This window comes from Nitrospira marina (genome assembly GCF_059568365.1).
Genome location: NZ_JCANTH010000001.1, coordinates 1,652,336 through 1,666,153 on the forward strand (window position 1 = coordinate 1,652,336; position 13,818 = coordinate 1,666,153).

Genomic DNA, 13,818 nt, shown 5'->3' on the forward strand with positions numbered 1-13,818 from the left:
GTTATTCGGGGGAACTCTCAGAGCCGGGTTGTGATTCGGCCTGGGTCAATTTGGGTGTGACCTCCATTCCATCACGAACCTTGAGAAGTCCTTCAACGATGACCATTTCGCCGGGCTTCAGGCCTTCGTCAATTAGCCAGAGTGACCCGATCCTGTGACTGGGAATCACGTTTCGAAAAGCCACCTTGTTCTCGGCTCCCATTACTCCAACCTGGTACGTCCCCTGAAGTTCCTTGACGGCCCGTTGTTGAACTAAGAGTCCTCCTACCCGGGTTTCGATAGAGGCACGCACTTTGGCAAAAAGGCCGGGGCGTAGGAGATGGGTAGGGTTTGGGAAATAACTGACGATGGTGATCGTTCCGGTTTTGCCATCAACCTGGCGATCAGCGAGTACGGCTCTCCCCTTGTGCGGGTAGACGCTTCCGTCGGCAAGGACCAGCTCGAGATTGTGTTTATTGGATCGTTGTGCTTCGGCCTTACTCCCGGCTTTCGCGATCCGGTCCGCAAATTGTAAATATTCCCTCTCACTAATGGGGAAATTGACCTTAATCGGGTCTACTTGAGAGACCGTCGTCATCACCGTATTCTCGACGATGAGATCACCGATTTGCGCGGTAGCGATTCCGGCTATCCCGCTGATCGGAGACGTCACACTGGTCCAATCAAGGTTGAGTTGCGCATTGTCCAGTTTGGCGCGCGCAGAAGCGACCGAGGCCCGGTTTGCCGTGCCGGCTTGTATGGCATCATCCAGTTCCTTCTGGCTGATGGCCCCTTCCGCCGCAAGTGGGGTGTTCCGCTTGATGTCAAGCAGGCTCTTTTTATAGGCCGCGTCCGCCCTGATGAGTTCGGCCTTCAACTGATCCAGGGTTGCCTTGTAGGGTCGTGGATCGATTTTAAACAAGAGATCGTTGGCTTTGACAACGGATCCTTCCGTGTAATGTCGGGACAGGAGATATCCCTGAATTCTAGCGCGAATCTGCGCATCCACATAGCCAACTGTCGTTCCAACCCACTCTCCATAAATCGGGACGTCCTGTTGTATCACCTCCGCAACCAACACCTCTGGGGGCATTGCGGTGGATTCCGCCTCCGGACGATCGCACCCAGAGGGCATCGCCAACATCAGGCATAGCAGCAGCCCTGACCCTCTCCTGAAATGGGTATGTAGAATTTGTACTCGCATTTTCACGATGAAGGTTCCTGGGTTTTATACGAAGAAATTACAAAAAAATCCATCAATTTATGATCTATCGATTTTCCGGGTTGTGACCCGGATTGGAGCATTTGAGAGGAACGTTATTTTCCATTGTTCAGGCTCAGAACTCAAGGGAAATGGCCAATTATTTGTGCATACTCTGACGGCCCCCTGACCAGTGAATGCTGTTGTGAGATGAGGGAGAGGAATAAGAATGAAAGGCACGGATTGGTGACAGACGATGAAAAAATTTTTCCGGATTAAAACCAGGAATGGAAAAAATTCGAGTCCCTCCAAATGGCTTTTTCGCCGATTGTCCTTGCCAGGACCTTAAAATCTAACTTCTGTTTGAATATAGAAGTAGTTGGTATCATTGGCTGGAGGATTTCCTGGCACATCAGTCTGATTTTTAATATAAGAGCCCTTAAAGAAGTGTTCATAGCCGGCATCAATGGTTAAGCTTGGCCAAGGACGCCATACAAGTCTGACTTGCACATCCTGTCCTAAAAAATTTCCTGCGGCTCCCGTTGGATCTTGCATGCCTGAGTTGACCCACTCATCTCGTGATTGGGCCAAATACCAGGCCCGGTATTTTAGATTGATATCCAAGGTTGGGAGCGGGTGAGTGATTAGCCGGATGCCCGGCGAGCTGATGTTGGAACGAAAGAAAGGTCCAAAGAGACTGGTTGAGGTATATTCAAAATTGCGCGCACCAAAGAGGCTATCGAAAGTATGGCTTTTATTCCCATTAGGATTTTTTGTGCCACTGGCATAATCGTACATGGCCAAAATCCTGGGTGACCATGGAAAGGCAAAGGTATAACCAAGGGAGATATGTTGGAAATTGGCAAAATGATCCATGTTGTCCAATGTGCCGAATTGCCAGGCAGATTCCGCTTCGTAATCATACGCTCCAATTTCCGGTCGTTGATAGACCCGGACTCCCAATGTTGAATGCTTTCGTTCGGTTCCTCCGTCCTTCTCCTCTTCATCTCTGCCAAAATAGTAGAGTTGGGTCCTGGCCCAGGAAAAGTGCGAGTTTTCATACGAAAGCCCCCAGATATAATTACCTCCATTCGTAAACAAGCCAAAGCGATTTTTGTTGTTGTTGTTATCGGGAACAACTTCCGAAAAAAAGGCGCGAAAAAACCACTGATTGGTCTCAGCTACTCTCCAATGAATACCATCAAAGGGTTGGGCGGTATTTGGAAAACGAGAACGAGCGACGAGGCGTCTTGACCCGACATCCATATTGATGCGACCGACGTGAAGATCCGTTCGAAGGCCGGTCTCCAGGAAATTTGGGAGAGTCATAGACACAAACAATTGTTGGATACTGGCCGCATTAAACGTGGAAGAACCAACGACGTCCGTATTGGACTGTTCACCGGAATTCGCTCCTTGAAACTCTAGCTCAGCCCGGAAAACCTTCCATTTGGTCGTGGCCCGAAAGCGGGTTCGCTGATTCCAAGTCCAGGTATTGCCTTTCTGGTCGGCTTTAAAAGGGTAATCAAATCCTTCTCGACGAACTCGATTGGTAAAGCCCAGATCCAACCACTCGGGGGTATTTAGGGCAGCGGACAAATACCGGGGCCATTTGATAACGTTTTCTTCCTGAATAAGCACTTGATCAGGATATTCATTCCAGGTCCACTTCTGACCGTTTCGAATCCGCTCCCAAACATTTTGAGGAATTTCTCTGGTTCTTTTCCTGACTGCATCCAATCGCCATAACAGGTAGGGATCTTCTGTTGAAGGAGTAGGTTTGTTGTGGGGTTCCTCTCCCAGGGACAGGGATGCCGTCAGCAGGAACCAACATAAGGAAAGAGGTATGATCTTTCCGGCATTCCTGAATTGGGTGAACCATATCCGCATGGAAGCTCAACGATGTATGAAGCCAGAATTTAGGCTACCCTAAAGTTTTGGTTTTCCCGTCAATAACATGGATAAACGTCCTAGCTGATCGTTCTTCAGTCCCCCTCCTTTGTCTGGAGAGGTGGTGGTCTCTTCGTCTGGAATCGGCAAGTAGAAATATCAATGCTCAGGGACTCGCCCACATCTTTTATGCTTCTTTAGCATGAAAATTTCTTCGGAATGACACCCCTGACAAAGTGGAGGCGTCACAAGATAGCACCCTCTTGCAAAAAACTCATTAAGACAGGGTGCACTCATGGAACACTAAAATGAATCAAAGTTTTGGATGTGCCCATCCTTTGAGTTTCAGAGAGGATCATTCTTTCCGGCGTTGAAAAATTAAAATGCCAATTTGGCGCCTACCCACGTGTTCAGGTTTTTTAACCCTTTTTCAAAACTCTCTTTTCGATGGGATCCCTGAAACCCGGCCGTTAACTGAAGAACTTCGTTCACCCGATACCGAGAGGCAATGTCGCCCTGGATCACATTTTCATGTTGTCCCTTGCGTTCATCCCCCTGGATACCGGTGGTCCAACCGTTAAATTCATAATGCAATCCCATCTCTAAGCTAAGACGTTCTGTAAACTCATATTCGAATTCTCCGGTCACGAAATGATTGAAGTAAGAGGTATCATCTTGTAGCTCCGGCTGCTTTCGCCCATCAGCCAATCCTCGTTCATAATGGTAGCCCAGAGCCAATCCGATCTTCTGAGTGGGGGCCCATTCCATGTGCGTCCCGATCGTCCAAAACCTGGTATCCCGTTGGCGAAAGGGTTTATCGTAGTCTCGCAATCCATAGCGGCCATAGAGAATAAGGCGCAGATCGTCGACACCGGGGATTTGTTGAGCAAGCCCTCCGGCCCAATAATTGGTGGTGACCTCCTCATTTTTTATTTGTGGGGGATTTCCGTCGGACTCTTCAAGCGGCCGTACCTCATTCTTTCCTAAAAATAAATCGGGTCCGAAAAAATAGCGCATCAAGAGCGCTGTGGTGGAGGTCAGATTATGGGAGGCCTCCACGCTCAATGATCCGTGATTGAATTGGGTATTGTCGGTAAACACAAACCCCTGCCCACGGACACCCAATTCGGTAGGTCGACCCATTAACGAGAAAGATTTCATTATGTGGGCCATGGGTTCAAACACCACATCATCTCCCTGGTTTGCGAGAAGGCTATCAATAACCGGTTGGGTGGGGTCCTGGTTTCGACTCAGCCGCCGTGTCGAGGAGAACAGGGCCGCATCGTCGGTATAATAAACATTACTCTCGCCGGTGACCCTCCAGTCGGCAAACGAAGGAGAGGCGAGAAAGAGAACTCCAATGAGAAGAGATACAACAAACGGCATGTGAGTAGAATCTCCTGTGCCGATACACCTCAAGAACATCAGTCGTCAGGTTCGCAATTGTCGGCGGACATCCATTCTCCTTGCGTCACTCCTGCGTGTCTGGTGTTGGTATTTTTTTGAAAACACACACAGTTATATTCCTGTTTGAAAACGTCGGAAAAGACGCCAGGGTTTTTAACGTATCTATTCATGCCGAAGCAATGACCATCCCACCGCTCATCCAAGAAATTCCCTTGAGGAGGAACATCGGATCCGGGAGTCGGGAGTCGAAACGGGTGAGAAGTGTCTGCTATAGTTTCACGCTAAGAAATCGGAGCAGGCAAAAAGTAGTTTGGGCGACTATCAATTTACCTTCATGATTGTGGGGAAGAACCGGCCGTGCTCCTGGTCTCTTTGAACTAGGCAATCTTCAGGGAGTCATGTACAGGGAGATGCCCTCTGTGAAGAAAAGACGAAATCCGAAATTCGGGAATGCGATGTGTATGGTAAAAGAAAGGGTATGACAAATGCGATGTTTCATGAGACTTTTTGTTTTGTTGGCGTTACCCGGTTTTTGGGGGTGCTCCACCATTTCTGTCAGTTCTGATTATAGAGAGTCGACGGACTTTAGTGAGCTGAAGACTTTTTCCTGGATGCTGAAAACGCCGGAAGGAGACATTGATCTGGGTGGGGCCAATCAAGTGGCCCGTCAAAGGATTCAGGACGCGGTCGCAGCCGAACTGGCCAACAAAGGATACATCGAAATTATTGCTGGAAGTTCAGATTTCCATGTGACCTATTATGTTGGTCGGGAAGAGCGAATTCAGGTCGAAACTATGCGAGGTCCGCTCATGAGGCCATACTGGGGGATGGGTATGGGTTATACAGAAGTTTACCAATACGAGGAAGGGACGCTCATTATCGATCTGCTTGATGCGAAGCCGCCTCAGCATATTATCTGGCGTGGGGTTGCTAAAGGCGTGGTGGATTGGAAGGGAACTACAGGAGGGCAAACCGGGTTGATCAATGAGGCAGTCCAGAAAGTTTTGGCACAATTCCCTCCAAAACGTTCCTGATGAGTCGCATTCAGCTTGTGTGGAGTTTGATGGCCCGAGGGAACTCTGGTGACTCTCTTTCAGCATAAGGAGCATTGTCTTAAACAACCGGATGGCCATTTTTTGTGCAATAGGATGAAGACAGCGCGGCATGAAGGAGACGCGTTCGTTTTTGGTGTAAATGGGGCCCCACAAGCTTCACTAAAACTTTCCGGTTATGTTAATATTTTAACGGTTTTCCAAGAAGTATTTTATTTACAAAGGAGGAGCCCATGGAAGCTGTCATTGGTGGTGTGGTCGTCGGAGCTGTTGCCGCAGTGGCTGTACCCTCGATAGCCTCAGGAATAGGGTCGGTTATTCGCCCCCTTGCCAAAGAAATTATCAAAGGCGGTCTTGTGGCCTACGCCGCTGTGTCAGAAATGGTTTCTGAAACCGGAGAACATTTCAATGACATAGTTGCTGAAGCCAAAGCAGAGATCGAGCATCACGATAAAAAAACGCCGCGGGCTAAAGCGCAGTAGAAATGATCGAAGACCTAGCCTAAGCTTTTCAGGCAATAGCTCCTCAGCTTACAAAATGTTATTCCGGTAGCAGACGGAGCTGTTCCCAGAATAAACAATAGAACGTGAGCCAATTACGAAGTGACCGCCTGGTAGGCACTTTCGATTTATAAGGTCTGGCCCCAGAGGCAAAATGCGGAGGAAAATAATTTACTGTCCCGGTTGGTACCCTTATTGACAGCTTGAAAAATGGGATAAGATTTAACCATTGGCAGATCCCATCACCAACTATTGCAGTGAATCTCCCATCCGGATGAGGAAATCTATGATCCTTTTAGCTTGAAAATTGACCTGGGCTTCATCCTACCCGTTCTTCTTTCACAACTGAACCCTTTCATCCGACTCCTCACGGCTGGCTATGTCTGCAGGCGTGTCACGAATAGAGGAGGGGGTAGGCTGGCGGAGGAGTATGACTCCGCTGGTCGCTATTTCTGAGCGAAAGACCAGTTCCCCGAAAATTTTGTCGAATGGTAAAAGGGGCCGATCATCTTTTTTCTACGGAACAATCACACCTCCATAGGAAAGCGCGTCCCTCATGAAAGGTTTTCCTATAAGATCTTAGGGTCGACGACAATCCGTTCTTCTCAATTTATGATTGGAGAGGGAAGGATGTAGGGATCTGTCTGGATTCCGGCTTACCTGGTACGCAACGGGGGCCATCCTGGTAACGGATGGCAATTCCCGAGAGCGATCTCACGGTTGTGTCATACATCATGGGCGTTCCCATGCCGTAAGGAGAATACCCGAATCCACCTATCGTGTATCCAGTCGTACCGTACCCTCCGTAACCAACCATACCGTAAGAAGCATAACCCCATCCGGGATAGCCGTAGTTGTAGGCATAGCCTCCGTAGGCGGGAGTCGCGACTGTCCGTTTGGTCCCTCGATGGAGCACTACGGCGTCGGCTCCCAATTCAGCGGCTTTTTTCAGTATGGCGCCTTCCTCGTCCTCATAACTCACGGCTGAATCCTGGACACTCAATTGGGCGATGGCGATATGGGGACATTTTGGTTCCAGGGCCATCACTTCCACATCTAGAACGGATTTTTTTGGTGGAAAGGTTTGGTTGGTAAATCGAATAGTGTCGACTGAGGTACATCCGCTCATGATGATCCAGATCCCCGTCAAGCATAAGGCAAAAAATGCGGTCGGTCGTTTTACGCAATCCATTAGAATCTCCTTGCCTTATCGCAAATATTGTTCGATCAACTTGCCTTCTGTTTCTATGCGTAACACTTCGATCCCGGTCCGCTGTTGTCGATAATCGTTCATGGTCTTTTTAAATTCTTCAAGTCGGCCGAGCCAGGTTTGTAAGGCTTCGGATTTTTCTTCGGGATGGTCCTGGATTTTTCGCAGGAGCCCCTCCGTGAATCGCAATCCATCGAGTTGCACCTTCCATTGTTCCTGATGCAGTTCCCATCCTCTCAGGTCAAGATTCCGGACTTCCTGAATGAGTGGATCCTTGGAATCCGGAATCTCGCGTAAAAACTTCATTCGGTCCGAAACCTTCTCAATGTTGATGGTCAATTCGGCAATGTGGCGTTCGATATCCATGATGATGAAGGGCAAGGGGTGCTTTTCCTCGTTTTCGGCCAATGAGCTTCCTATGATTCCCATGGTTAAGGCCAGCACCACTCCGAAAATGTTCGTCATGCGTGACATGCTCATAGCATCTGCCTTTCTTTGTCACCCAGGTGGGTTGGGAAAATAATGAAATTCTGGAAGCTGGTTTGTTTTTCTGACAAAGGATTTGGAAGAGAGGATTCTATCAACTGAGGGTTAAGTGGGTATCTTCTCTTTCATTTCACGAACGCAACGTTCCACGCTAGGGGTCATTTCACCATAAATTCTTTTGTTCTCGCAATGAAGAATTTTCACAGCCGGTATTTTTTGGGGGGGGTCTCGGTCTAGGTGATATCTGCGAAATCTCCTGACGGAGAGAATCCCATGACCAATGGGTGGATCCGACCTTATGTTGGCTTTGCCTGGAGGAGGAACCGGTTTGATTGAAAGTAGGTTGGGTTAGCTGTGGCAAGATAGTAGGATGAGGCTTTCCCTCTCGTTCCTTTTCTGCCGATATATCGAGTCAGACAAGGTATTCCCGTGGATCAGCGCGTCCGCACAGAGGGCAGCCGGCAATCTTCGGATAAAGGGAGGGTCATGTTTTCCTGGAATCTCCAGTGTGTACCCAAAGGACTAAACGGCCAAGAGACATCAGACTAAAAAGTCGCCCGCACTTTCAAGAATGACGCGAGAATTTCAGACAGCAATGACATGGCATTACCCCTTTAACCAGGTATGGTCAAATTGTCCACAGCCTTTCAGGGCAACAGTATGACTTCTTCCACTTAGATGGAAAAAAAGTATTTGGAAAGAAGAAGGATCGGAGTTCCAGGCAATCCTGGAATGATAAACAAGACCGCACCCACGACTAACGAAACCCAACCCATAAAATTATAAAATGACTTACTCATGTTGACTCCTCCTTTTTGGGGGTGATTGTCGATCCGGCACGTAATCTTTCACATAAAAAGGAAGCTGAGGCCATTTTCCTTTCTTGCGACTGCATACTTCCCCATTCATTGGTGAACCCACACCGTGTGCTTTTGTGATTGTTTCTGAAGACCTCATTCCGAATGGCCGTGGAGCACCGCCAACTTATTTCCAATGATCTGAGGGAAAAGTTGAAATATGAAAAAGGGTATGGATCTGTCACGTATCTTTACCCAAGCATATTATTTTGTGAAAGGGACAGAGGTTATTTGGAAATGTGGTCTGATGATCGAAGGTAGGGCACTTAGATTTGAACAATCCGGAAAAGACTACTGTGAAGGAATGAAGTCCGACTGTCATAGCCAACAGTCCTTGGTATCCAAACCGAATGGATGATTAGAGCTCCTCTTTTGAGAGCTTGCCTTCTCTGAACTCGATGGTCTTTTCAATGGCCTCGGTAAACGTCTCCCCATAAGCAAAAATTCTGTACCCGAGATAGCCTGCGGCGACCCCTGCCACAATCTCAGCGACACCAATGGTCATGGCTGCAGCCATGCCCAAACCTCCAGTTAAGACGCCACCCACATTGGGATGCTCGTGAAAGACTTCCCAAATCCCACCGGTGAGCGTGGTAATGCCACCCTCCAGGCTTCCTAGTGCCTCTTTGCCACTTCCCGCAATTGAGTCACTCAGTGTTTCTGTCTCTACTGTCCTGGTTGCGCGTTTTGGCATATCGATTTCCTTTTAGATAAAAAAGCTTTTACCCTCAATCCACCACAGAATTCTAGCGAAAAGATGTTAGGTTGTAAAATTCTGAGAAGAATCCAATCTCCGGATATCGCAGAGCCCGACCTCTCGTCATGCAAGAGAATTATGATGATGAATGTGTCAATTCCGCCTGGGCCTCACTTACCAGCTCTGAAAAGGTCGCCTCAATTATCAGGCCTCCCTTAACGACTCCTTTGACGACAGGGCGAACACTTTGTTGAAGACCGGAAATGATGTAGGGCGAAAAATACCCTACCGCGGCCGTAGCCGCGAATCCGATCGCGCCCCACACCAAACCCGCCACACCTGTTTCCATGACATCCTCCTCTTCTTTAAATCTCTCATGAAACTTTTCTCTTATCTCCGGTTGAAAAAAAGATTTAGCTTTCAACGCGTGTTTTTTTTGTCTGTTTGACTTCGGATTTTGCCTCAGCGACAAGATCTTGAATGTGTTCCCCAGACTCAGCAACGAGTTCTGATGTCGCGGTATAGGCCGCCATTCCGCCCTTAATGACTCCCTTGGTGAGCGCACGTGCTCCTGAAACCACTCCCGAAACGAGCGATGGAGCAGCTAATGCTGCAATCGCTCCGACGACCACACCACCAATGATTGGCAACATAGAGACTAACTCCCTTCTTGAACAGGTTTGGGTGAATACTCTCGAAGTATGCGTTCGGTAAAGCTTCTCAATCCTATGGGGTTACGCCGGGATGTCGAGGAGTTCCCCTTCTAGCACGGCAAAGCGTTGTTCTTGCCACCCGTTTTCAGAAATATTATGCTTCACCACGTGTGGTTCCATTACCAGCATAGGCCGTGGTGGTGTGGCTGGTTTTCCCATAATGGGACGAAGGCCATTCAAGGTGGCAATGATGGCTGACCCATTACTGAGTAGGGTCGCGCCGATGGGACCGAGGATTCCAATGCAGGCCAGCCCCAACGCAATGGTATTCGGGATAGAAATGATTTTCCAATTTTGATGGATCAAGCTGATCGCTTCACGACTAATGTCAATAGCCGCGGGGATTTTCCATAGGCCTCCATGGAGTAAGGTCACATGGGCCGTATCCTGAGCGACCTGAGTTCCACCCTCCACGGCAATTCCGACATCGGCAAAGGCAAGGGCCGGGGAGTCATTGATTCCATCTCCCACCACGGCCACCTTATATCCTTGTCGCTGCAAGTCTTTCACCACATCCGCTTTATGGCCGGGGAAGACTTCGGCGATGTATCGGTCAATTCCCAAATCCATAGCAACGCGTTTGGCGACTTTTTCATGATCTCCTGTGAGCATTACGATTTCTTTAACCCCACGTTCCTTGAGAGCTTGAATCACTTCAATGGCCTCCGGCCTGATAGGATCGGTATAGGACAACAGGCCTGCGAGTTTCCCATCCACGGCCACGCAGAGGGGAGAGACGGCACGATCTTCCATGTCGCTGATTTGCTTTTTGATCTTTTTTGAAAGCGTGATGCGTTGTTCCGCCATATACCGGTGATTCCCTACCAGCACAATCTTATCGTCCACTATGGATTCAACGCCAAGCCCCAGCGTGTAGTCGGAGGTGGTTCGCTCCGGGATAATCAGTCCTCGTTCCTGGGCAGCACGGACGATCGCTTGAGCCACGGGGTGAGTCAGGCGATTCTCCGCAGCTGCGGCCAGGGTCAAGACTTCATCTGCGGTGAAGGAGCCAAGTGGGCAAATGTCCACCACGTCAGGGTGTCCCATGGTTAAGGTACCTGTTTTATCAAACACCACAGCATCCACTTCAGCCAGGGTTTCCATGTGCCGCCCGCCTTTAATCAAAATGCCATGGCGGATCGCTTTGGTCATGGAGCAGAGAACGGTCGTGGGAGCCGCGATTCGGATTCCCGTTCCGTAGTCCACAATTAACACCGCCGCCGCGCCGGGAATGCCGCCGCCAATGACGGCTCCCACCGCGCCAAGTCCAAAACTATAGGGAACCAGGTCATTGGCCCATTTCACGGCATAGTTTTGAATTTTGGTCTCTCTGGCCGGGGCGCCTTCAACTAAACGCACAATTCGGGCGGCCTCGGTTTCATCTCCAATTTGTTCAGCCTGAATGTAGAGTTCCCCTTCACGCAGGACTGTAGCGGCATAGACCGGATCGCCGGGATTTTTTTCGACCGGCATGGATTCACCGGTTAGGGTGGCCTGATCCACCAGGGCTATTCCCGATTGGACGGTCCCATCTATGGATATCCGTTCCCCCGGGTAGACAACTACGGTTTCTCCTCGTTGAATCTCACTGACTGGAACCTGAATGGTTTGCCCGTCGCGAATGACCCACGCCCGAGTCTTCTGATAGGCCAGGACTTCTTCGATAGCCTTCTTGGACTGCAATACGGTCAGGTCACGAATATAGTCCGCCACATTGATTAAAAAAACCATACCGGTTGCCATGGGAAAGGCACCCTGTATCGACATCAAAGCGGTCGCGGAGGCATCAAGCACATCCACATTCAGTTTCCCGTCTACCGCGACAGAATGGTAGGCCCGTTTGAGCATAGGCAGTGCAGCCGCCAGGAGGAAGGCGGGGACCGCGATCGGCGCCAGTGGTTCGATGAACAGGGCGATGGCAATTCCGGTGCTTGAGTACCACAATTCCGGGCCCGATTCCTCATCGACCGCATTCTCTGCCTGTTCTTGTATGACTTGTTTGGGTTGGTAGGCCTCAATGTCCTCATGGCGAAGGTCTCGCAGGAATTGGCAGAGTCTTTCTCCGTCCCAGAGGGTTGAGTCAAATATCACCGTGACGCTCGAGCAGCTGGAATTGACACTGACCTCTTGAATACCTTCCTGGTCTTCTAAAAAGATAGGGAGGGTTTCAGCAAGCCGGGGACGAATCTGCAAGGCAGGGACACGAAGACGCACTCGTTCTGGAAGTGAATGGACTACCTTTGAGGAGGCCATGATATTGGGAATGGTGGCGGGTAGATTGAGGGATTGTTTTCTCGAAGAGGCCTTCGCTCCATTTCCATTGTTCTGGTCATGCACGGTTTGCCCGAACGATGTTTCGAGGTGGTCGATGGCAAAATCGTTTGGTGAGACTCCAAGGGTCTCAGCTACGGAACGGAAGAAATTTGGATTTGTCCCCTGACATTCATCATAGTGAAGAATGAGGTGACCGGTGGTTAAATTCCTTGTGACCTCATCTACCCCGTCCAACTCAGAAAGCTTGAGATCCATGGCTTCCGCGGAGTCAAAATTTTGCTCGTCATCAGACAGTTTTACACGAAGACGCCCTGGAACAGCATGAACAATGGAGGCCGAATGAACGCCCATGGGAATAATTCCTTTGAATGAAGTGAAGGTTGGGGGAATACATCTGTGCGAATTAAAAAATCTTATTTATAAGAATACAGTCGGGTATAATCCTGTGGTTTCAATCACCTTTCTTGCCCTGGCTGCTAGCGTCAAAATTAAGATTTGCCTCTGGCTTTCTTGGAAAATTTAGTAGATTTGGTTTTTTTCTCGATTTTGGTGCTGGCCTTGCGAACAGTTTTTATGGGTTTAACACGACCTTTGGCAGGAGGGGCAGCTTTGTTTAATGGCTTGACCTCAGGAGAGAATGGGCCCAGAAAGGATGAAATGGACGGATGAAGGGCCAGTATTTCTAAGACAGTAGGATCGTAGTGAATGAGAAGGCTTCCTGTCTTGGGGTTGGTCTCCAGATGTGTAATCCCCTGAAGGCTATGAAGCCGGCGTTGAATTTCCTCCGCATAGGCCATATTGTTTTTCAGCCGGTGAAGCTTAAGACGCACTCGATCAGGCAAAGCATGCACAACCTGTATATCTTTTTCGATTTTCATTGGTCTTACGCCTCTCCAGGCTTTCCTCAGGCATTTCTGTGTGGATTCTTCGCCTTTCCAGACTTTTTCGCTTTGCCTTTTGTCTCGGTTTCTTCGGGGTCACTGTCAGGGGAGGGCGTTTTCATCGTTTCCGAGCGTGCCTCTTCTACGAGATCATTCAATTGCTTCCCGAAGCCCGATGCTTTCTCTGAAACCGTTTCATATGCGATGAGCCCGGCTTTCACAAGCTCTTTCACTAATGGGCGGAACGCTCCAGAGATTCCCCCGGGACCGCTCCCGGCTTGGGAATTGTCCGTTGATTCAGGATCTTCTTTATCAGGCTGTGGCATGTTCCGACCCAATCTGCTCTAGTTTGAGGATTTGGCTTTCGCGGGATGGGCAATTTCTGCTTTGGCCTCGGCGACAATGTCATTGAATTGTTCCCCGGTCACGGCAACCATTTCTGACACAGCGGTATAGGCTACAATTCCCCCTTTGAGGACTTCTTTCGCCAAGGGACGAAGCATCTCTCCAATTCCCGAAATGAGTGATGGGGCTGCCACGACCGCCACTGCTCCAACAACGGCACCACCAATTACAGCTTCCATTTGTCAAGCCCTCCTTCAAGAAATAATTGTTCACACCTTTTCCACTGACGGCTTATTTATAAATATCTATAAATTGATTTGCAAGGC

General features: G+C 49.2%; 15 protein-coding genes. 2 read left to right on the plus strand and 13 right to left on the minus strand.

What is annotated here, in order from left to right; translation table 11 throughout:
- Position 1: 1 nt before the first annotated feature.
- The 3 genes from LX98_RS06715 to LX98_RS06725 all read right to left on the minus strand — a co-directional run bounded on the left by LX98_RS06715 (position 2) and on the right by LX98_RS06725 (position 4,456).
- Positions 2 to 1,183 (minus strand): efflux RND transporter periplasmic adaptor subunit, encoded by a 1,182-nt coding sequence (locus LX98_RS06715; RefSeq protein ID WP_496430574.1) that lies wholly within the window; start codon positions 1,181 to 1,183, stop codon positions 2 to 4.
- A 342-nt stretch (positions 1,184 to 1,525) separates the two neighbouring features.
- A complete protein-coding gene (locus tag LX98_RS06720) occupies positions 1,526 to 3,070 on the minus strand; it encodes an alginate export family protein (protein ID WP_496428170.1) in 1,545 nt (514 codons plus the stop codon).
- Between the two features lie 378 nt (positions 3,071 to 3,448).
- Positions 3,449 to 4,456, minus strand: coding sequence for a hypothetical protein (locus tag LX98_RS06725; RefSeq protein ID WP_496428171.1), 1,008 nt, complete (start codon positions 4,454 to 4,456; stop codon positions 3,449 to 3,451).
- A 518-nt stretch (positions 4,457 to 4,974) separates the two neighbouring features.
- On the opposite strand from LX98_RS06725, the gene LX98_RS06730 reads away from it, so the two are divergent.
- Positions 4,975 to 5,511, plus strand: a complete 537-nt coding sequence (locus LX98_RS06730; RefSeq protein WP_496428172.1) for a DUF4136 domain-containing protein — start codon at positions 4,975 to 4,977, stop codon at positions 5,509 to 5,511.
- A gap of 251 nt (positions 5,512 to 5,762) precedes the next feature.
- A complete protein-coding gene (locus LX98_RS06735) occupies positions 5,763 to 6,011 on the plus strand; it encodes a DUF5132 domain-containing protein (protein WP_496428173.1) in 249 nt (82 codons plus the stop codon).
- A gap of 628 nt (positions 6,012 to 6,639) precedes the next feature.
- Here the strand turns inward: LX98_RS06735 and LX98_RS06740 are convergent.
- The 10 genes from LX98_RS06740 to LX98_RS06785 form a co-directional block, all read right to left on the minus strand.
- Positions 6,640 to 7,221 (minus strand): hypothetical protein, encoded by a 582-nt coding sequence (locus tag LX98_RS06740; RefSeq protein WP_496428174.1) that lies wholly within the window; start codon positions 7,219 to 7,221, stop codon positions 6,640 to 6,642.
- Between the two features lie 15 nt (positions 7,222 to 7,236).
- Positions 7,237 to 7,704, minus strand: coding sequence for a hypothetical protein (locus tag LX98_RS06745; RefSeq protein WP_496428175.1), 468 nt, complete (start codon positions 7,702 to 7,704; stop codon positions 7,237 to 7,239).
- A gap of 695 nt (positions 7,705 to 8,399) precedes the next feature.
- Positions 8,400 to 8,525 carry a hypothetical protein gene (locus tag LX98_RS06750; RefSeq protein WP_496428176.1) on the minus strand — a complete coding sequence of 42 codons (126 nt, stop codon included), beginning with the start codon at positions 8,523 to 8,525 and terminating at the stop codon, positions 8,400 to 8,402.
- 415 nt (positions 8,526 to 8,940) lie between these two features.
- Positions 8,941 to 9,276, minus strand: coding sequence for a hypothetical protein (locus tag LX98_RS06755; RefSeq protein ID WP_496428177.1), 336 nt, complete (start codon positions 9,274 to 9,276; stop codon positions 8,941 to 8,943).
- Positions 9,277 to 9,415: 139 nt separating this feature from the next.
- A complete protein-coding gene (locus LX98_RS06760; protein ID WP_496428178.1) occupies positions 9,416 to 9,628 on the minus strand; it encodes a hypothetical protein in 213 nt (70 codons plus the stop codon).
- A gap of 64 nt (positions 9,629 to 9,692) precedes the next feature.
- Entirely contained in the window at positions 9,693 to 9,932 is a 240-nt protein-coding gene (locus LX98_RS06765; protein WP_496428179.1) for a DUF5132 domain-containing protein, read from the minus strand.
- A gap of 81 nt (positions 9,933 to 10,013) precedes the next feature.
- A complete protein-coding gene (locus tag LX98_RS06770) occupies positions 10,014 to 12,617 on the minus strand; it encodes a heavy metal translocating P-type ATPase (protein ID WP_496428180.1) in 2,604 nt (867 codons plus the stop codon).
- Between the two features lie 137 nt (positions 12,618 to 12,754).
- Positions 12,755 to 13,144: an HMA2 domain-containing protein gene (locus tag LX98_RS06775; RefSeq protein WP_496428181.1), complete on the minus strand. Its 390-nt coding sequence runs from the start codon at positions 13,142 to 13,144 to the stop codon at positions 12,755 to 12,757.
- Between the two features lie 26 nt (positions 13,145 to 13,170).
- The gene (locus tag LX98_RS06780; protein ID WP_496428182.1) at positions 13,171 to 13,473 is read right to left on the minus strand and encodes a hypothetical protein; all 303 of its coding nucleotides are present in this window, start codon (positions 13,471 to 13,473) and stop codon (positions 13,171 to 13,173) included.
- Between the two features lie 18 nt (positions 13,474 to 13,491).
- Positions 13,492 to 13,731, minus strand: a complete 240-nt coding sequence (locus LX98_RS06785; RefSeq protein WP_496428183.1) for a DUF5132 domain-containing protein — start codon at positions 13,729 to 13,731, stop codon at positions 13,492 to 13,494.
- Positions 13,732 to 13,818 lie beyond the last annotated feature (87 nt).